Origin of the sequence: Agrobacterium sp. DSM 25558, from assembly GCF_900100825.1 — a bacterium.
Classification (GTDB): Bacteria; Pseudomonadota; Alphaproteobacteria; order Rhizobiales; family Rhizobiaceae; genus Agrobacterium.
In genome coordinates this window covers 235,639-254,692 of sequence record NZ_FMUD01000001.1, presented here as the reverse complement: position 1 = coordinate 254,692, position 19,054 = coordinate 235,639, and the positions used below count along the sequence as shown (strand labels likewise).

Annotated in this window: 16 protein-coding genes and 1 pseudogene; 10 read left to right on the top strand and 7 right to left on the bottom strand. The window is 56.6% G+C overall.

What is annotated here, in order from left to right; translation table 11 throughout:
* Positions 1-78 precede the first annotated feature (78 nt).
* The 3 genes and pseudogenes from queA to DSM25558_RS01290 all read left to right on the top strand — a co-directional run.
* Positions 79-1,085: pseudogene (gene queA / locus DSM25558_RS01300) on the top strand (tRNA preQ1(34) S-adenosylmethionine ribosyltransferase-isomerase QueA); the annotation flags it as partial.
* 74 nt (positions 1,086-1,159) lie between these two features.
* Positions 1,160-2,290 carry a tRNA guanosine(34) transglycosylase Tgt gene (gene tgt, locus DSM25558_RS01295; RefSeq protein ID WP_077101026.1) on the top strand — a complete coding sequence of 377 codons (1,131 nt, stop codon included), beginning with the start codon at positions 1,160-1,162 and terminating at the stop codon, positions 2,288-2,290.
* A 22-nt stretch (positions 2,291-2,312) separates the two neighbouring features.
* Positions 2,313-3,461 (top strand): aminodeoxychorismate synthase component I, encoded by a 1,149-nt coding sequence (locus DSM25558_RS01290; RefSeq protein ID WP_143239975.1) that lies wholly within the window; start codon positions 2,313-2,315, stop codon positions 3,459-3,461.
* A gap of 258 nt (positions 3,462-3,719) precedes the next feature.
* Here the strand turns inward: DSM25558_RS01290 and DSM25558_RS01285 are convergent, their stop codons facing one another.
* The 3 genes from DSM25558_RS01285 to DSM25558_RS01275 form a co-directional block, all read right to left on the bottom strand.
* A complete protein-coding gene (locus DSM25558_RS01285) occupies positions 3,720-4,847 on the bottom strand; it encodes an S-(hydroxymethyl)glutathione dehydrogenase/class III alcohol dehydrogenase (protein WP_077101024.1) in 1,128 nt (375 codons plus the stop codon).
* 86 nt (positions 4,848-4,933) lie between these two features.
* Positions 4,934-5,872, bottom strand: coding sequence for a DMT family transporter (locus DSM25558_RS01280; protein WP_077101022.1), 939 nt, complete (start codon positions 5,870-5,872; stop codon positions 4,934-4,936).
* 142 nt (positions 5,873-6,014) lie between these two features.
* Positions 6,015-7,202 carry a flagellar biosynthetic protein FliO gene (locus tag DSM25558_RS01275; RefSeq protein WP_077101021.1) on the bottom strand — a complete coding sequence of 396 codons (1,188 nt, stop codon included), beginning with the start codon at positions 7,200-7,202 and terminating at the stop codon, positions 6,015-6,017.
* Positions 7,203-7,560: 358 nt separating this feature from the next.
* On the opposite strand from DSM25558_RS01275, the gene cckA reads away from it, so the two are divergent.
* The 7 genes from cckA to DSM25558_RS01240 all read left to right on the top strand — a co-directional run bounded on the left by cckA (position 7,561) and on the right by DSM25558_RS01240 (position 16,209).
* On the top strand, positions 7,561-10,152 hold the full coding sequence (gene cckA / locus DSM25558_RS01270) for a cell cycle histidine kinase CckA (protein WP_077101019.1): 2,592 nt from the start codon (positions 7,561-7,563) through the stop codon (positions 10,150-10,152).
* A gap of 172 nt (positions 10,153-10,324) precedes the next feature.
* Positions 10,325-10,966 (top strand): helix-turn-helix transcriptional regulator, encoded by a 642-nt coding sequence (locus DSM25558_RS01265; RefSeq protein ID WP_159442470.1) that lies wholly within the window; start codon positions 10,325-10,327, stop codon positions 10,964-10,966.
* A 187-nt stretch (positions 10,967-11,153) separates the two neighbouring features.
* The gene (clpS, locus tag DSM25558_RS01260; protein ID WP_077101015.1) at positions 11,154-11,507 is read left to right on the top strand and encodes an ATP-dependent Clp protease adapter ClpS; all 354 of its coding nucleotides are present in this window, start codon (positions 11,154-11,156) and stop codon (positions 11,505-11,507) included.
* A 10-nt stretch (positions 11,508-11,517) separates the two neighbouring features.
* Entirely contained in the window at positions 11,518-14,028 is a 2,511-nt protein-coding gene (gene clpA, locus DSM25558_RS01255) for an ATP-dependent Clp protease ATP-binding subunit ClpA (RefSeq protein WP_077101013.1), read from the top strand.
* Between the two features lie 69 nt (positions 14,029-14,097).
* Positions 14,098-14,853 (top strand): AzlC family ABC transporter permease, encoded by a 756-nt coding sequence (locus DSM25558_RS01250; protein ID WP_077101011.1) that lies wholly within the window; start codon positions 14,098-14,100, stop codon positions 14,851-14,853.
* Positions 14,850-15,191 (top strand): AzlD domain-containing protein, encoded by a 342-nt coding sequence (locus DSM25558_RS01245; RefSeq protein WP_077101009.1) that lies wholly within the window; start codon positions 14,850-14,852, stop codon positions 15,189-15,191. Before DSM25558_RS01250 ends, DSM25558_RS01245 begins: the two co-directional genes overlap by 4 nt.
* Positions 15,192-15,396: 205 nt before the next feature.
* Positions 15,397-16,209, top strand: a complete 813-nt coding sequence (locus tag DSM25558_RS01240; protein WP_244554083.1) for a phosphatase PAP2 family protein — start codon at positions 15,397-15,399, stop codon at positions 16,207-16,209.
* Between the two features lie 9 nt (positions 16,210-16,218).
* On the opposite strand, the gene DSM25558_RS01235 is transcribed toward DSM25558_RS01240, so the two are convergent.
* The 4 genes from DSM25558_RS01235 to DSM25558_RS01220 are packed head-to-tail and all read right to left on the bottom strand — an operon-like array spanning position 16,219 to position 19,053.
* Positions 16,219-16,635, bottom strand: coding sequence for an HIT family protein (locus DSM25558_RS01235; RefSeq protein WP_077101006.1), 417 nt, complete (start codon positions 16,633-16,635; stop codon positions 16,219-16,221).
* 23 nt (positions 16,636-16,658) lie between these two features.
* Positions 16,659-17,849: a GNAT family N-acetyltransferase gene (locus tag DSM25558_RS01230; protein WP_077101004.1), complete on the bottom strand. Its 1,191-nt coding sequence runs from the start codon at positions 17,847-17,849 to the stop codon at positions 16,659-16,661.
* Positions 17,846-18,586: a glycerophosphodiester phosphodiesterase family protein gene (locus tag DSM25558_RS01225; RefSeq protein ID WP_077101002.1), complete on the bottom strand. Its 741-nt coding sequence runs from the start codon at positions 18,584-18,586 to the stop codon at positions 17,846-17,848. The genes DSM25558_RS01230 and DSM25558_RS01225 overlap by 4 nt, the downstream gene beginning before the upstream one ends.
* On the bottom strand, positions 18,583-19,053 hold the full coding sequence (locus tag DSM25558_RS01220) for a RidA family protein (protein ID WP_077101000.1): 471 nt from the start codon (positions 19,051-19,053) through the stop codon (positions 18,583-18,585). Before DSM25558_RS01220 ends, DSM25558_RS01225 begins: the two co-directional genes overlap by 4 nt.
* Position 19,054: the final 1 nt, after the last annotated feature.

Here is a 19,054-nt window from a genome sequence, read left to right as displayed (position 1 = left end):
AGAGAGCGCCTTGTCACCCAAATTACCCGCCCCACATGAGAATGGAGGGCGGGTTTTGATGTTTTCGAGAGTCCCATCATGCGTGTAGACCTGTTCGACTTCGACCTTCCTGACGACAACATCGCGCTTCGCCCGGCGAGCCCGCGCGACAGTGCGCGTCTGCTCGTGGTCGATCCGAATGCGGACAGCATGACGGACCATAATGTTTTCGATCTCCCGAGCTTCCTGAAACCCGGCGATGCGCTGGTCTTCAACGACACCCGCGTCATTCCCGCCCAGCTTGAGGGCGTGCGGTTGCGTGAGGGTGCGCCGGAGACTGCCGTTTCCGCCACGCTGCACATGCGCGCAGATGCCAGCCGCTGGAAGGCTTTTGCCCGTCCAGGCAAGCGCATCAAGCAGGGTGATAGGATCCGCTTCGGTTACGAGCGTGACAATGCCTGCGGCTTGGCTTTTCTGGAAGCTACGGTTGAGGAGAAGGGCGAGGAGGGTGAAATCACCCTGCTGTTCGACGTCTCCGGCCCGGTGCTAGATGAGGCGATCGCCTCCGTCGGTCATATCCCGCTTCCACCTTACATCGCGGCCAAGCGCCCGGAAGACGCGCAGGACCAGACCGATTACCAGACGATTTACGCCCGCGAGAAAGGTGCCGTTGCGGCCCCCACCGCAGGCCTGCATTTTACGCCCGCGCTCTTCGAAGCCTTGGATAAAGCCGGGATCGAACGGCACTTCGTGACGCTGCATGTCGGCGCTGGCACGTTTTTGCCCGTGAAGGCCGACGATACCGAGGAGCACAAGATGCACCTCGAAATCGGCACTGTTACCGAGGAGACGGCGGCCAAGTTGAATGCCGTCAAGGCAAGGGGCGGGCGCATCGTTTGCGTCGGTACAACGTCGTTGCGGCTGATCGAAAGTGCAGCGGCTGATGATGGTCAGATCGTGCCGTGGTCTGGACCGACCGGCATCTTCATAACACCGGGATATCGCTTCAAGGCAGTCGATATTCTGATGACGAATTTTCACCTGCCGAAATCCACGCTGTTATGCTGGTGTCGGCGTTCTGCGGGCTGGAAACGATGCGTGAGGCTTATCGCCGCGCGATCGAGACCGGTTACCGTTTCTATTCCTATGGCGATTCCAGCCTGCTTTTCCGGAAAATTTGATGCAAGAGAACTTCACCTTCACCCTCAAAGCAACCAGCGGCGGCGCGCGCCTTGGCGAAGTGGCCATGCCGCGCGGCACCATCCATACACCGGCCTTCATGCCGGTCGGCACGGTCGGCACCGTCAAGGCCATGTATCTGGAGCAGGTGCGCGAACTGGGTGCCGATGTCATTTTGGGCAACACCTACCACCTGATGCTGCGACCCGGCCCGGAGCGCGTTCAACGTCTTGGCGGTCTGCATGAGCTGATCCGCTGGCCTCATCCGATCCTGACGGATAGCGGCGGGTTTCAGGTCATGTCGCTGTCCGGCCTGCGCAAACTGGACGAAAAGGGTGTGACTTTCAAAAGCCATCTCGATGGCTCGCTGCACCACATGTCGCCGGAACGCTCCATCGAAATTCAGGGCATGCTCGATTCGGACATCCAGATGCAGCTGGACGAGTGCATCGCGCTGCCAGCCGAGCGCAAGGAAATCGAGCGCGCTATGGAAATGTCGCTGCGCTGGGCCGAGCGCTGCCGCGTTCAATTTGGTGAGCAACCGGGCAAAGCCATGTTCGGCATCGTGCAGGGCGGAGATCAGCCGGATTTGCGTATCCGCTCGGCGGAAGGTTTGAAGCAACTCGACCTCAAGGGTTACGCCGTCGGCGGTCTTGCCGTGGGCGAACCACAAGACGTGATGCTCGGCATGCTCGACATCACCCTGCCGGTTTTGCCGACCGAAAAGCCGCGCTACCTGATGGGCGTCGGTACGCCGGATGATATCTTGAAATCGGTCGCGCGCGGCATCGATATGTTCGACTGCGTCATGCCGACCCGCTCTGGTCGTCACGGTCTGGCCTTTACCCGGCGCGGCCGCGTCAACATTCGCAACGCCCGCCATGCGGAAGATATGCGCCCGCTGGACGAGCAGTCCAACTGCCCGGCAAGCCGTGATTACTCCCGCGCCTACCTGCATCATCTGGCCCGCTCCAACGAGGCGCTGGGCGGCATGCTGCTGTCCTGGCATAATCTCGCCTATTATCAGGAACTGATGCAGGGCATCCGCAAATCCATCGAGGAAGGCCGCTTTGCGGATTTCTATGCCGAGACCATTGAAATGTGGGCGAAAGGCGATATCGATCCCATCTGACGTTTTGAGGGATTGAACGGATTTGCTGACCGCGCCTTATGTGCTTTTTCGCGATGACACGACCGGCTCGGTAACGTTGTTTACCGATCCGGAAGAGATGATCCTTGCGCATGAGGCGGAAGATTTTTTCCCGGCTCTTGCCCGAATGCAGGCTGCGCGGACCGCAGGCAAATACCTTGCGGGTTACATGTCCTATGAGGCGGGCTATCTCTTCGAGAGAAAGCTGGCACCGCTGGCGAGTGCCAAGCGCGATGTGCCGTTGCTGTGCTTTGGAGTGTTCGCATCACCAGCGGGTGATGTTGAGCGGGCGAGCCCCGGCCCACTCATCAATGCGGATGATTTTCTAAGCGACATCAAACCTGGATGGACGTTGGAAAATTATCGAAAGCAGTTTTCAAAGCTGCACCAACATTTGCGGCAGGGTGACTGTTATCAGGCCAATCTCACCATGCCTGTCCACGCCCGCTGGAACGGCGATCCGCTCACGGCCTTCTGGTCGCTGATCGAGCGGCAGCCGGTCAAATATGGTGCGCTCGTCAACCTCGGCGGCCCCGTCGTACTGTCGCGATCGCCAGAACTGTTTTTCGCAGTGCAGGACGGCTGGATCGAAACGCATCCCATGAAGGGAACGATCAAGCGCGGCGCTTCACCTGCGCAGGATGCCGCGCTGGTTGCCGGCATGCGGAAGGATGAAAAGACGCTTGCCGAAAACCGCATGATCGTCGATCTGCTGCGCAATGACATTTCGCGTATTGCCGAAGTTGGCACGTTGCATGTCCCCAAGCTTTTCGAGATCGAGACCTATCCCACCGTTCACCAGATGGTCAGCCATGTCCGCGCGAAGCTTTTGCCCGACATGACGGTAGAGGATGTTTTCGCGGCTTTGTTTCCCTGCGGTTCGGTGACGGGTGCGCCGAAGATGCGGGCGATGGAAATACTGCACGATCTGGAGATTGGCCCGCGTAACGCCTATTGCGGTGCCATTGGGATGATTTCACCTGATGGTGACATGCGCTTTTCTGTCGCGATCCGCACGATAACGTTGTTCGAGGGTGGCGGGGCTACCTTCAATGTCGGCGGTGGGATCGTGTTCGATTCGACGGCGGATGCGGAATATGACGAATGCTTGCTGAAGGCGAAGTTCGCGACGGGTGACAAGCGGCTGGTTTAGCTTTCTAAACTGCCGTGACATACCATTCCGCCACTTCCCTATCGTCCCTCATTCCTGTGCTTGTCACAGAAATCCAGCCAGCCCAAGTCTTTGGGCTGCAAAGAGTCTTCCCGATGCGCAGACGCGCATCGACTGGATTCCTGTGACAAGCACAGGAATGAGGGAGCTGGGGGACTGTGATATGTCTAGAGTCGTCTAGTTCGAATAGTATTGTCCCCCGGCGCTTCCGCCGAAGGACGGTGTTGATTGATCAATCAATCAATAAACCACCACGCCCCGGATGCTCTCGCCTGAATGCATCATCTCAAAGCCTCTGTTGATGTCTTCCAGCGGCATGGTGTGGGTGATCATTGGGTCGATCTGGATCTTGCCTTCCATGTACCAGTCCACGATTTTGGGAACATCGGTGCGGCCGCGTGCGCCGCCGAAAGCGGTGCCCATCCAGGTGCGGCCGGTGACCAGCTGGAAGGGGCGGGTGGAGATTTCCTGACCGGCACCGGCGACGCCAATGACGACCGACTTTCCCCAACCGCGATGTGAGGATTCCAGCGCCTGACGCATGACCTTGGTGTTGCCGGTGCAATCGAATGTATAGTCTGCGCCGCCGATCTGGTCTGCGCCGCGCTTCGTCAGATTGACGAGGTAAGGCACGATATCGTCGCCCGCATCCTTCGGGTTGACGAAGTGCGTCATGCCGAAGCGTTCACCCCAGGCCTTCTTGTCGTTGTTGAGATCGACACCGATGATCATGTCGGCACCGGCGATCTTCAGGCCCTGAATGACGTTGAGGCCGATGCCACCCAGACCGAACACGATGGCCGTGGAGCCGATCTCGACCTTGGCTGTGTTGATGACGGCACCGATACCGGTGGTTACGCCGCAGCCGATGTAGCAGACCTTGTCGAATGGCGCGTCCGGGTTGATCTTGGCGACGGCGATTTCCGGCAGAACCGTATAATTCGCGAAGGTCGAGCAACCCATGTAATGGTGGATTTTGTCCTTGCCGATGGAAAAGCGGCTGGTTCCATCTGGCATCACGCCCTGACCCTGGGTAGAGCGGATGGCGGTGCAGAGGTTGGTCTTGCGCGACAGGCATGATGGGCATTCGCGGCATTCCGGCGTGTAGAGCGGAATGACGTGATCGCCCTTCTTGACGGATGTGACGCCCGGGCCGACATCGACCACGATGCCTGCGCCCTCATGGCCGAGAATGGCAGGGAACAGACCTTCCGGGTCTGCACCGGAGAGCGTGAAATCGTCCGTGTGGCAAAGGCCGGTTGCCTTGACCTCGATCAGCACTTCGCCAGCGCGAGGTCCTTCCAACTGAACCGTCATGATTTCCAGTGGCTTGCCTGCCTGAACAGCGACTGCGGCGCGAACGTCCATTTTCGTCTCCATGATTGTATGCATATAAGTCGAGAAGACTTTTGCCCGACCTCAACGGCTGGAACAAGGGCAAGAGCCCATATTCGTCAAACTTCTGCGACCTCGGTGATCGTCTTGTTTGCGGCCCGGCGCTCGCGCCAGATGATGAAAAGGCCGGACGCGACGATGATGACGATGCCGAGCCATTTCGACGCGGTTGGGAAGTCTGAAAACAGGACGTAACCGAGAACCGTCGCGGAAATGATTTCGAAATACTGAAAAGGTGCCAGCAGCGAAACCGGCGCAAGGCGAAACGCCTTGACGACGAGAAGGTGCATGTAACCGGATATCGAGCCGAGCAGAACCAGAAGCACCAGGCCGTGGCCCCAGCCAGGCAGCGACATTTCGAAGTTCACATCTCCCAGTCCATGACCGAGCAATAGCGCTGCGCCCATGAACACAGTACCGGCGATGCCCGCCATGGTCTGCATGACCAGCGGACTGTCCGCATCGCCCATCGCGCGGTTGAGGAAGAGGTAGAGCGTGAAGAGAAAGGCACAGGCGACCGGCAGAAGCGACGTCCACCCAAAGACCTCAAAGCTCGGTTGGATGACGATCATCGCGCCGACGAAACCCACGGCAATAGCGCTCCAGCGCATCCAACCGACTTTCTCGCCCAGAAACAGCGCCGACATCATTGTCAGCAGAAAGGGTTCGACAAAGTAGATAGCAAATACGTCCGCCAGCGGCATGTATTTGACCGCAGCGAAGAAGGCCAGGCTCGCCGCCGCATGCAAAACCCCGCGCAACAGATTGAGCCATGGCCGTTTTGCAGAAAGCAGCGCACGGGGCGACATGATCAGCAGCAGGGGCAGAGTGCAGACGAGCTGGAAGAAGAAGCGGTAGAACGTGACCTGAGCAGGCGACATGCCTTCGGAAACAGCCATGTATTTGGCGATGGCATCCATAACCGGTAGCACGATCATGCAGCCCGCCATGATCAGCATGCCCTTTAATGCCGTTGCGCTTGTTGCCGACGCGGTCATGCGATCACCCTTTGTTCCCGTCAGCGACGTTGATCAGAGTCGCGGGACAATTACAACGCTTGGGGACTGCGAAAACCGACGGCCCGCCGAGGAGAGCGGCAGGCCGTCAGGCAGTTCGAAGGTGATGCCATAGCGGCATGGATTATTTGTCGCGGGTGACTGCCATCTCACCGAAAATGCGCGCCATTTCCTTCTGGACGTCCTGGTCGGTCGATGTACCCGGTGCTGGCGGGGCAACGGGTTCTGTAAACTCCCGCTGCTGTCTTGGCTCCAGGCTTACATCGGGTGCTTCTGCGGCATTGTTCTTGGCGATTTCGGCTTCGAGAAAGCTTTCGAAATCGCTCGTCAATTGATCGCCAAAGACCGCACCGCTTTCGCCGGGTGCCAGAGGTTCCGGTTTTGCGATATTGGCGGTGACGGTTAGCGGGGTCGCAGTCCGGAACGTCGGTAGCACGCGCTCCCGCGCTGCATCGAGGAAATCGACCGCGTTATGTTGATCGATGACAGGTTCCGGCGCAGCTACGGGCGGTGGCGTCACAACGACGGGCGGCGGTGCTGGTTGTTGAACGACAACAGGTTCGGGCGCGCTGGGTTTTGCGACCGGTTCTTGTTGCAAGGAGGCGGCTGTCACGGCGGGAACGACAGCGGCAGTCAGAGGTGGGGAAATGGGCTCTCTGGGGACCGGCTTTGGAGCGGGCGCGACCTCTGGCATAGGCTGCGATGCCGGCTGAACGGGGCGCGGGGCGGGAGTAGCTGGTGGTGAAGCAACAATGGGAGGAGCCATGGGCTTGGGCGGAGCTGCAGCGATTGGCCGAGGTGGCGCAACGCTCGGCGCAGGTTTTGGCTCTGGCCTTGGCTGAGCGACCGGTGCAGCTGCTGCGGCCGGAGCCGGAGCAGCTGTGGCGATGGGTGCCGTTGTACGAATCTCTTCTTCTCGGCCAGACGTCAAAGCTCTTGGGCGGTTCGAAGCGATGGATTTTTCCGAAGGCGGCACCTGAAGCAGGTCGTCCTGCGGATCGCGCACGTCTCGCATGATCGGGATGGCACCGATTCCACTTTCGATAACGATGTCGGTCGGGCCGCCAATCATGACGAGGTGTTCGACATTATCGCGACGCACCAGAACCAGCCTGCGGCGGGCATCGACGGCCGTGGCGTCCAGCACTTGCAAACGGGGTTGACGGTTCTTGCCGCCGCGAATGAAGGGAGAAGAACCACCGCGTCTGCGAATGAGCCACATGATGATGGCCATTGCCAGAAGTGCTACGCCGACACCGACGACAGCAACAATCAGGTTGTTGCCATAAGTGCCGATAAATTCTTCCATCATTGAGCCAGTCCCTTTGGTCTTTTGGAGGGCAAATGATTGCCGTACCTGATTTTTTCAAGCGGTTTGATGCGAAAAGACGATTTTTTTGCGCTCAGCACAAGTTTTTATCAGCATTCCGTCATGAAAATGCTGCCGTGTTGGGCAGGTGGGCGTCTTTTGGCGTGGCAAAGCGGCCACGCAAACACCGATATCGCATGAAATCAGCCGTATTCGTTGTGTATTGGCAAAGGTTTATGGTGCGGCGGAGCTTTTTGACATTTCGGCAAATTGCTACAAGGGATAGACAAAAGCGATTCCGTTCGGAGTATTTGTCTTCGAATGTCCATGGGTCGGCAAAATTGCAAGGGTTAGAGCCTCTATGACCAAGGTGAGCCAAGCCAGCGACAATGACTTCCCGTTGGTGGACAGGCGGGCAAGATCGGGCACCCTTTTGCGCATTTTGCTATTGGCACTTGTTCTCGTCGCAGCAGCCGTCGCTTTCGTGTATTTCAAGGATTCGCTGGAAAACGAAGTCGTCCTCGGCATTCTCGGCGTTCTGGCCATGCTCGGCATCTTCTTTCTGGTGTCATCGGCCATCGGTTTCATCGAGGTCATGCCGCAATCTCAATCCGATGGCATGGCGCGGCAGTTTCTGTCGTCCCATCCGGATGGAACGCTGATCACCGATCCGAAGGGTCGGCTGGTCTATGCCAACGCGACCTATTGCCAGATGACGGGTGCGACGAAGGCCACCGAAATTCAGAGCCTGGAAGCGTTGCTTTCCCGCGATCGGGAATCGACCGAGGCGCTTTACCGGCTGATCAACGCGCTACGCGAAGGCAAGGACGGCTACGAAGAGTTTCGCCTTCTGAAGCCATTGAGCGAAACCACGTCGCAGTCCGGCCCGCATTGGTATCGCCTGAAGGCACGGCTGCTGAAGGATGCCAGCGGCAATGATCTTCATGTTTTCCAGATCGCCGACATCACCACGGAGCGTGAAGATCAGGAACGGTTTTTCCGCGAATTGCAGAACGCCATCGACTATCTCGATCACGCCCCGGCCGGCTTCTTCTCCGCGGGCAAGAGAGGCGAGATCGTCTATCTCAACGCCACGCTGTCGCAATGGCTGGGTATCGATCTTGCGCAGTTCTCTCCCGGTTCGTTGACGGTTTCGGATATCGTTGCGGGTGAGGGCATGGCGCTGATCGAGTCGGTCCAGCCGCATGCGGGTACCAACCGCACGGAAATGCTTGATCTCGATATGCGCCGGGTGAACGGTCAGAGCATGCCGGCCAGGCTGGTGCATCAGGTTACCGCGACACGAGACGGTGCACCGGGCGAAAGCCGCACCATCGTTCTGATGCGCTCCAAGGGCAAGGAAACCGCTGAGTCGGCATCGGCCATGCGCTTTACACGCTTCTTCAACAATACGCCGATGGCAATTGCTTCGCTGGATGGTGATGGTCGCATTCTGCGCACCAACGCGCCGTTCCTGAAGCTCTTCTCCGGCGTCGTCGGGCGTGACGATATCGACAATGGCGTCGTTCTCGACGCGGTTCTGCTGGATAATGACAAGCCGAAATTGTTGCAGGCCATCGACGCCGCCAAGGACCGTCAGGGCGATATCGCGCCATTCGATTCACGCCACCCAACCGACGAGACGCGGCATTTCCGTTTCTACGTCCATGCGGTCATCGATCAGGACGACGAGGCGCCGGAAGAGGTTGCCATCGTCTACGCCATCGAAGTGACCGAGCAGAAAGCGCTCGAAACGCAAATGGCGCAGACGCAGAAAATGAATGCGGTCGGCACATTGGCGGGCGGTATCGCGCATGACTTCAACAACGTGCTGACGGCGATCCTGCTTTCATCCGACCATCTTCTGTTGCAGGCGCGCCCTGCGGATGCCAGCTTTGCCGATCTGATGGAAATCAAGCGCAACGCCAACCGTGCAGCCGTTCTCGTGCGGCAGCTTCTGGCGTTTTCCCGCAAGCAGACCATGCGTCCGGCGGTGTTGAACCTGACTGACGTCATTGGCGATCTGCGCATGCTGGTCGACCGGTTGATATCGGGCACCAACGTCAAATTGGAAGTGGATTACGGCCGCGATCTCTGGCCTGTCAAAACCGACCTTTCGCAGTTCGAGCAGGTTCTGATCAACCTTTGCGTCAACGCGCGCGATGCCATGCCAACCGGCGGCAAGATCAAGATCATCACCCGTAATATGTCCGTGGACGACGTTGTCGCGCTTGGACGCTCGGATATTCCAGCCGAAGATCTTGTCATGATCGAGGTTGCGGATACCGGCACGGGTATTCCACCCGAAATCATGGACAAGATTTTCGAGCCCTTCTTCACGACGAAGGAAGTCGGCAAGGGTACAGGTCTTGGTCTTTCCATGGTCTACGGCATCGTCAAGCAGTCCGGTGGCTATATCTACCCGGATTCGGAAGTGGGAAGAGGAACGGCTTTCCGTATCTTCCTGCCGCGCCACATCATCGAAGTGGTAGCACCACTTGAAGGCGAGGCGGCCCAGGCCGCCGCGGATGCTGCAGCTAAGGCTTTGGTCAAGGAAGAGACGCAGGACCTCACGGGTAATTCAGCCGTCGTTCTTCTGGTGGAGGATGAAGAGGCGGTGCGACGCGGCGGCAAGCGCATGCTGGAAACGCGCGGTTATACGGTTCACGAGGCTGGTTCCGGCACGGAGGCACTGGAAGTGCTGGAGGAGCTCGAGGGCAAGGTCGACATCGTCGTTTCGGATGTCGTGATGCCGGAAATGGATGGACCTTCGTTGCTGCGCGAACTGCGCAAAACCTACCCCGATATGAAGTTCATTTTTGTGTCCGGCTATGCCGAAGACGCTTTCGCGAAGAACCTTCCCGCCGATGCAAAATTCGGCTTTTTGCCGAAGCCGTTTTCGCTGAAGCAACTGGCTGTGGCGGTACGCGAGATGCTGGATAGTGAAAATTGACAGGCAAAGCCTGTCACAATACTCTGCCACTGGAACGCCAAGCTGACTTGTTCGTTCGCCCGGCCATCCTGCCTTTAGCGGATGGCCAGTTCTTTTGATGCAGAGGCTTAAAATTCACGAGGACCTTCTCATCAGACTGCAGAAAACGAACACGGTGGAAGAGGTCGGCCTGATGCTGACTGAAATCCAGCAGTTGTTCGGCTTTCAGTATTACTGCGTGTTCGATACATCGCGTCTGGACGAAGGGGAGCCTATCTCCTTTCTTTTTCCATCGAATGTTCCAGCAGCTGTTTCCTGTAAAATAGAAGAGCGCTTGACGAATTTCGTCGCCCAGCTTTCGCAGCATTTGCCAGGAACTTTGGGGCCGATGCCATGGAATATAATACAGAAGCAAGCCATAGGCGAAATTACGGCGGAAACCGCAGAGATGTTTCGTGCTTCCGGCATAACGATGGGAATTAGCTTTCCTGCGCTCGGTATTTCGTCCTGGCCGCGCCTCATCGGTTTTTTAGGAGATCGCGCATGTCTCGATATCGATGAGATCGAGCAATTGAATGTGTTGGTGTTTCACCTGCATGTTCGACTGGGGATCATCGATCATGCGAAAAATGAAGAGAGACAACCTCTTTCCGGTCTTGAAAAGCAGGTGCTTTTTCTTGCCCTAGACGGTGACGGTTTCGATGTGATTGCAGAAAAAATAGGTCTTTCCAGTATTACCATAAGTTATCTGGTCTCTTCGATTTGCAGCAAGATGGAGGTTGCGACCTTTGAACATGCCGTCGCAGTTACGCTGAGGCGAGGATTGGCGCGTTAGGATGGGCTTGCACAAATCCCTTTGGGTCATGCTTCTCTTCACACTTTCATCGCGAGTGAACGTATTAGTGATTGCAGTGCGGTGTGGGGGGCTTAAAATCACTCTGTAACGACCTAAATAAAGGTTAGCGAAATTCTGGCTCGCCGTCGAAAAACTGGTGCGAGTTTGATCTGGAGAATGATGAAAGATGATCGCGACGTCGATCTACATGCAAGGTGATAGCGAAGGGGAAGATGGCGGCACAAACCGCGGAACTTCCGTTATCACCCGCACAAAACCAAAAACGAAAAAGCCTAATCTTTACCGTGTTCTTTTGCTGAACGACGATTATACTCCCATGGAGTTCGTTATTCACATTCTGGAGCGTTTCTTCCAGAAGGACAGGGAAGGAGCGACCCGCATCATGTTGCATGTGCACCAGCACGGCGTCGGTGAATGCGGCATATTCACATATGAGGTCGCAGAGACAAAAGTAAGTCAGGTCATGGATTTCGCCCGACAGCACCAGCACCCGCTACAGTGCGTCATGGAAAAGAAATGAGGATCGCAACGTGCCAACTTTTTCCCCAAGTCTAGAGAAGGCGCTGCATCAGGCATTGACCTTCGCAAATGAGCGTCATCACGAATATGCGACGCTTGAGCATCTGTTGCTGGCCTTGATAGACGACGCAGACGCTGCCGCCGTTATGGGTGCCTGCAATGTCGATATCGACGCGCTGCGCAAGACCGTCGTCGATTATGTGGACAGTGAACTTTCCAACCTCGTCACAGGTTACGACGAGGATTCAAAACCGACATCCGGTTTCCAACGCGTTATCCAAAGAGCCGTCATTCACGTTCAGTCGTCGGGACGCGAAGAGGTAACTGGTGCCAACGTTCTCGTCGCGATTTTTGCCGAGCGCGAGAGTCACGCCGCCTATTTCCTTCAGGAACAGGAGATGACTCGCTACGACGCGGTCAACTACATCTCCCACGGCATCGGCAAGCGCCCCGGGACATCACAGACCCGCACGCCGCGTGGCGCGGAAGAGAACGAAAACGAAGCCAAGCCGGCCCGTAACACCGGTTCCGAAGAGGATAGTGCTGGACCCAAAAAACAGCAGGATGCGCTGAAGGCTTATTGCGTCAATCTCAACGACAAGGCGCGCGGTGGCAAGATCGATCCGCTGATCGGCAGACATGCCGAGGTGAACCGCACCATTCAGATTCTGTGCCGTCGCTCCAAGAACAACCCGCTTTACGTCGGGGACCCAGGCGTTGGTAAAACGGCGATTGCCGAAGGCTTGGCCAAACGAATCGTCGAAGGCAAAGTGCCGGAAGCGTTGAAGAACGATACGATCTTCTCGCTGGACATGGGCACATTGCTGGCTGGTACCCGTTACCGCGGTGACTTCGAAGAGCGTTTGAAGCAGGTCGTCAAGGAACTCGAAGAGTTTCCGGGTGCCGTTCTGTTCATCGATGAAATCCATACCGTCATCGGTGCGGGCGCGACGTCTGGTGGTGCCATGGATGCGTCCAACCTTCTGAAGCCTGCTCTTTCCTCCGGTGCGATCCGTTGCATCGGCTCGACCACTTATAAGGAATATCGCCAGTTCTTCGAGAAGGACCGGGCGCTTGTTCGTCGTTTCCAGAAGATCGACGTCAACGAGCCATCCATCGAAGATGCGATCGAAATCATGAAGGGCTTGAAGCCTTATTTCGAGAGCTACCACCACCTGCGTTATTCCAACGAAGCCATCAAGGCTGCGGTGGAGCTTTCGGCCCGTTACATCTCTGATCGCAAGCTGCCGGATAAGGCAATCGACGTCATCGATGAGACGGGTGCCGCACAGATGCTGCTGCCACCATCCAAGCGCCGCAAGCTGATCACCGAAAAGGAGATCGAAGTCACCATCGCGACGATGGCGCGTATTCCGGCCAAGACGGTATCCAAGGATGACGAGATGGTTCTCGCCAATCTGGAAAAAGAACTGCGCTCGGTGGTTTACGGTCAGGATATCGCCATCGAGGCGCTGTCCACGGCGATCAAACTTGCCCGTGCCGGTCTGCGCGAGCCCAACAAGCCGATTGGCTCCTACGTCTTCTCCGGCCCGACCGGCGTCGGCAAGACGGAAGTTGCCAAGCAGCTTGCCGCATCTCTCGGCGTGGAAATGCTGCGCTTCGACATGTCGGAATATATGGAGCGGCACACCGTATCGCGTCTGCTCGGTGCACCTCCAGGCTATGTCGGCTTCGACCAGGGTGGTCTGTTGACTGATGGTGTCGATCAGCATCCGCACTCCGTCGTGTTGCTGGATGAGATCGAGAAGGCGCATCCGGATATCTACAATATCCTGTTGCAGGTCATGGACCACGGTTCGCTGACCGACCACAACGGCAAGAAGATCGACTTCCGCAACGTCATTCTGATCATGACGACCAATGCTGGTGCATCGGAAATGGCCAAATCCGCTATCGGGTTCGGTTCTTCCAAGCGCACTGGTGAGGATGAAGAGGCGCTCAACCGCTTGTTCACCCCGGAATTCCGCAACCGTCTGGATGCGATCATTCCGTTCTCGCCGCTGCCGACTGCCGTTATCCACAAGGTGGTTCAGAAGTTCGTCATGCAGTTGGAAACACAGCTTTCCGAACGCAATGTCACCTTCGATCTGCATGAGGATGCCATCGCCTGGCTGGCAGAGAAGGGCTATGATGAGAAAATGGGTGCGCGTCCGCTCGGTCGCGTCATTCAGGAATACATCAAGAAGCCGCTTGCCAACGAGATTCTCTTTGGAAAGCTCAAAAAGGGTGGTGTCGTCAGCGTTGCCATGGGCAAGAACGAGGATGGTTCGGAAGGTTTGAAGCTGAATGTTCTGTCGGAAACGGCACCCGTGAAGCCAAAGCCTGAGGCTGAGCTGAAGGCAGCCAAATCTCCTGGCAAAGCCAAGGCGAAGGCAAAAGCCACAAAGGCTGAACAGGAAGCAGAAGCCGAAACCGTCGTGGCGGAAACCGACAAGGTGGATGAGACGGCCAAGCCGCGTCGCAAGGCCAACACGGTGCCCAAGGTTCCTAAAAAGAAGTGATATGACTTTCAATTAAGATAAGTGCTGGGTTTGCGCCCGGCATTTTCTATGTCGATACCGGAAGCAGACATGCCCTTAGAAAGCGAAGCAGAACCTCTTTATCTTTGGTTTATCCGAGGAATGAGGGGGATTTTTTCGCTCCCTTCTCTCATCCTCATGACATCATTCGTGGGTTTCAGTGCCTTTGCACTCGAATCGGGCGTCACCCGAGGTGAAGCCGTTTTCATGACGCTGACGATTTGGGCGCTACCGGCCAAAATGATCCTGATTGGTGCCATGACCAGCGGCGCGGGGCTGGCGACCTGCTTTCTGGTGGTGACGTTGTCATCCATCCGCATGATGCCGATGGTGGCGTCCATCGTGCCGGAAATGCGCACCGCAAAGACGCCGACATGGGTGCTGCTGTTTCTCTCGCATTTCGTCGCCATTACCGCATGGGTCTTTGCCACACAGAACCTGAGCAAGGTGCCGCGTGAGGCGAGAGTGGCCTGGTTTGCGGGCTTCGGCATGACGCTGACGCTGATCAATGCGTTGATCGTTGCCATCTGCTACGGCGTAGTTGCCGCTTTTCCGCCGGTCGTTGCAGGCGTTCTCTTCTTTCTGACGCCGGTTTATTTCGTGTCATCCATCTGGGCGTCTGCACGACATTCTGTCGTCAAGGTCGCATTCGTCATCGGCGTGATCGGCGGTCCGTTATTCGCCGTCATCGAGCCGGAATTCGATATTCTCTATGCCGGTATCGGCGGCGGAACGCTGGCTTATCTCATCGACCGCTTCTGGTTCCGCCGCAAAATCGAACCTGCAACGGCGCAGGGTGAGCCATGATAACCGACGCGTGGTGGGCACCTTATCTCTTCATCGCCATCGCAGGCTGGATCGCAACGGACCTCTGGCGCTGGCTGGGTGTACTCGCTGGTAACCGGCTGAAAGAGGGTTCGGAAGTCCTGAACTGGGTCCGCGCCGTTGCCACGTCTCTCGTCATGGCCGTCACCGCAAAGCTGATCGTGTTTCCCACCGGCGTGCTGGAACATTCGCCGATGTGGTTGCGGATTGGGGCTGCGGCGCTAGGGTTTGCGGCGTTTTTGGCCAGCGGACAGAAAGTGTTTGTCGGTGTCGTCGCGCCGCTTGTCGTTTTGGCAGCCGGAATGTTGTTCTTAATATAATGGTGATGAATTTCGGCGATTGATCGAATGATTTACTTTAAATATTATTTTGAACAGCAACGTGGTCCGAATGTTTCTTTTGCCGATTGAACGTTTGTTACTCGCCATCATTTTCTTGCTGGCTTGTTTCGATGGGGTTCTCATTTATCAGAAATCTATTGACGTCGATGTTTTGGGCTATTCTGTAAGCTTGGCGATCGGCCTGTTGCCGCTGATCATAGGGCAATATTACCGCTATCACAGCAGAGATCCACGGCTGGCGACAGTGCTTACCGCGTCCGGACTCTACGTGCTTTTCACGATTTTCGCGTCGATCTTCAATTATGTTTTTCTGCCGATCTCATTTCAACCGATCGATGACATGTTGATGCGCATTGACGCTTTGGTCGGTTACAGCTGGCCCGCCATCGTCACGTGGGCTGCGACCTATCCCATCGTGGGGACAGCGCTTTATGTCGTCTACATGACCACACTTCCGCAATTGCTCGTCATCCTTGTCGTGCTGGGTTTTACGGGTGAGGAAAGGATGCTGCATTGTTTTCTTCTGACAGGCACGATTGGTGCCATCGTCAGCATCTGTTTCTGGGTCGTCTTTCCCACATTCGGGGCGAAAGCCTACCACACGCTTCCAGAGTGGGTGGCGCTTGCCATTCCGCTGGCAGTCAGCCCGGAGTATGGTCGTGAGTTGATGCAATTGGGCGCGGAAGGTGCGGGTTATCTCTCGCCGTCCAATATTCTTGGATTGATCGGCTTTCCGTCATTCCACATTTTTATGGCGTTGATGTCCGTCGTATTCGTGCCCCGACATGTCTTTTTTGTCTTCACGATCGGCATTTTGAATGTGCTGATGCTGCCAGCTGTGCTAGTTCAGGGCGGGCATCATCTGGCGGATATATGGGGCGGTATCGCCTGTTTCGCTGTTGTGTATCCGATTTCCCGTGGCATCGTTAAAGCGCTTTCGAAAACCGCAGCATCCGGCCTGGCGCCCGGAAAACTGGTGGGTGTCGCGGCTGACTGACAGTCGAGATCAAAGCGCCGCTTTGATCTTCTCAGCCTGCGCCTTCAACAATGCCACATCAGCCATCGCGCCGCTGTGAGGCTTCATCTGCTCGCCTTCCTTGCGCGGAACGATATGGAAATGGAGATGGAACACCGTCTGGCCTGCGGCAGGTTCGTTGAACTGCGCGATGTAAACGCCATCTGCGTCGAATGCCTCTTTTGCTGCGACCGCAAGCTTTTGAACGACGGCGATGGTTTTTGCCAAAATCTCGGGGTCGGCATCCAGAATGTTGCGTGAGCCAGTCTTGGGGATGACCAGTACGTGGCCGGGCGCTTGCGGCATCACATCCATGAAGGCCAATGTATCGTCGTCCTCATAGACCTTCACGCAAGGGATTTCATCGCGCAGGATTTTGGCGAAGATATTGTTGGTGTCGTAGGTCATGGATTGTCCTCGTGTCTGCTCGATTATTCGTCGGTTTCCTGCCGGTCGCCCTTACGGAACGGGCTGTGTTCATCGAGATAGTCGCCGATTTCCTGCACTTCGCTCTTTTCGCGTTCCAGATAGTCGGCGATGGCTCTGCGCAGGCTTGGATGGGTGATGAAGTGGGCTGATTGGGTGGTCACCGGCGTATATCCGCGCGCCAGCTTGTGCTCGCCCTGCGCGCCCGCCTCGACACGCTTCAGGCCCTTGGCCAGCGCGAAGTCGATGGCCTGGTGGTAACAAACCTCGAAATGCAGAAACGGATGGTCCTCGATGCAACCCCAGTGCCGGCCATAAAGAGCGTCACCGCCGATGAAGTTGATGGCACCCGCAATATACCGGCCTTCACGTTTGGCCATGACCAGCAGAATATCGTCAGCCATGCGCTGGCCGATCAGCGAATAGAATTCGCGTGTCAGGTACGGACGACCCCATTTGCGGCTGCCGGTATCCATATAGAAGGCGTAGAACTGATCCCAGATGTCTTCGGTCAGGTCGCTACCGGTCAGCCAGTCGATTTCGATGCCGGTTTCCAATGCGGAACGGCGCTCTTTTTTCAGGCTCTTGCGTTTGCGCGATGACAACGCATCCAGAAAATCCGTGTGGTCGCGGTAGCCATTGTTGATGAAGTGGAATTGCTGATCCGTGCGGGTCAGAAAACCCTCGTCTTCCAGCGCGCTGACGTCATCTCCCGGCGCGAAGGTGACATGTGCGGAGGATACGCCCAGACGTTCCGTGACCTGTCTCAGGCCGGACGCCAGAACCTGTTTGAAGGCAGCGCTATCGATGCCATTCGTCAGCAGCCGTGGCCCGGTTGCTGGCGTGAAAGGCACGGAACATTGCAGCTTGGGGTAATAGTTTCCACCCGCCCGCTCCAGCGCATCTGCCCAACCCTGATCGAAAACATATTCGCCGCGACTGTGGCTCTTCAAATAAGCGGGTATTGCGCCGGAAAGCGTACCATCACCCTTGTCCAGAAGCAGATGATGACCGCGCCAGCCGGTCTTGGAGGTCGCCGATCCAGACTCCTCCATGGATAGCAGATAAGCATGTGATATGAAAGGGTTGTAGTCTTCCGTTCGCGTAGATTTCGACGTGCCGGAAAGCCTGTTCCAGCTTTCCGGGTCAATATCCCTAAAGGATTGCTCTACGCGAATGGAATATTCTTCGCTCATGCGCTGGTTGGAACGCTTTCTTTCGGGTCAAAACCCTCAAACGTTATCTGGTCAGCATATTTATAGGATGTCTCGCGACCATTTTCATCCCTTACCGTCCAGGTAATGATGGGAAGACCGAGTTTTTTTTGTGCTTCGATAAAGCTGTTTGGCAGATGTGCCCAAGCATAGGAGATGAAATCAAGGCCGATCTGCATGGCTTCGTCATGCTTGAAGAAGTTTTCCGGGTTGGCACCTTCCGCGGTCAAGCCAAGAGGCCAGGGCGAGCCGGCGGCTTTCAGGTCTCTCAGCAAATGATGATCGAAGCTCATAAGCGCAACATGGCCCTCATAACCTTCCAGCACTTCCAGAACCGCCTCGGCGAACCCGTCATCGATGCCAGCGGCTTCGCGACCCTTCAGTTCCAGAACGAGCGGGACCTTGCCGGCGCAGAGTTTCAAAAGCTGCTTGAGCGTCGGTACCCGGTCCTTCGTCTGGCCGACAGACAGCAGACCGAGTTCGCCGGATGTGCGTTCCCGCACATCGCCCTTTATGCCTGTCAGTCGCGTCATTTCGTCGTCGTGGAAGATGACGGGCACGCTATCGGACGCCAGTTGGAGGTCGCATTCGATGGCGAAACCGGCTTCGATGGCACGGGAAAATGCGGTCAGCGTATTTTCCCACACCAGCTTGTTCTGGTCATGATAGCCGCGATGGGCGATTGGCGTTTCCGTCAACCATGAGAGCTTCAAAGTCATACGTCGATTTCCACGATGGCGTCGATTTCAACTGCGGCATTGAAGGGCAGGGAGGCCATGCCGACGGCTGCACGCGCGTGTTTGCCGGCATCGCCCAAAACATTGGCGATGAGGTTCGAGGCGCCGTTGATGACGAGGTGCTGCTCGGTGAACTCAGGGACGGACGCAACAAAGCCATTGAGCTTCAAAACGCGGCGTACTTTGGACAGATCGCCATTGAGGGCTGCCTTTACCTGTGCGAGAATGTTGACGGCGCACAGTTCAGCGGCGCGTTGGGCCGTTGGCACGTCGACATCGCGACCCACATGGCCCGTGACCGCAACCTTGCCGGATTCCATCGGCAATTGGCCTGAAATATAGAGCAGATTACCGCTGATGGTGAATGGGACGTAGTTTGCAGCGGGTGCTGCGGCAACAGGCAGGGTGTAGCCAAGGTTCTTGAGGCGAGCTTCGATGGCATCCGACATT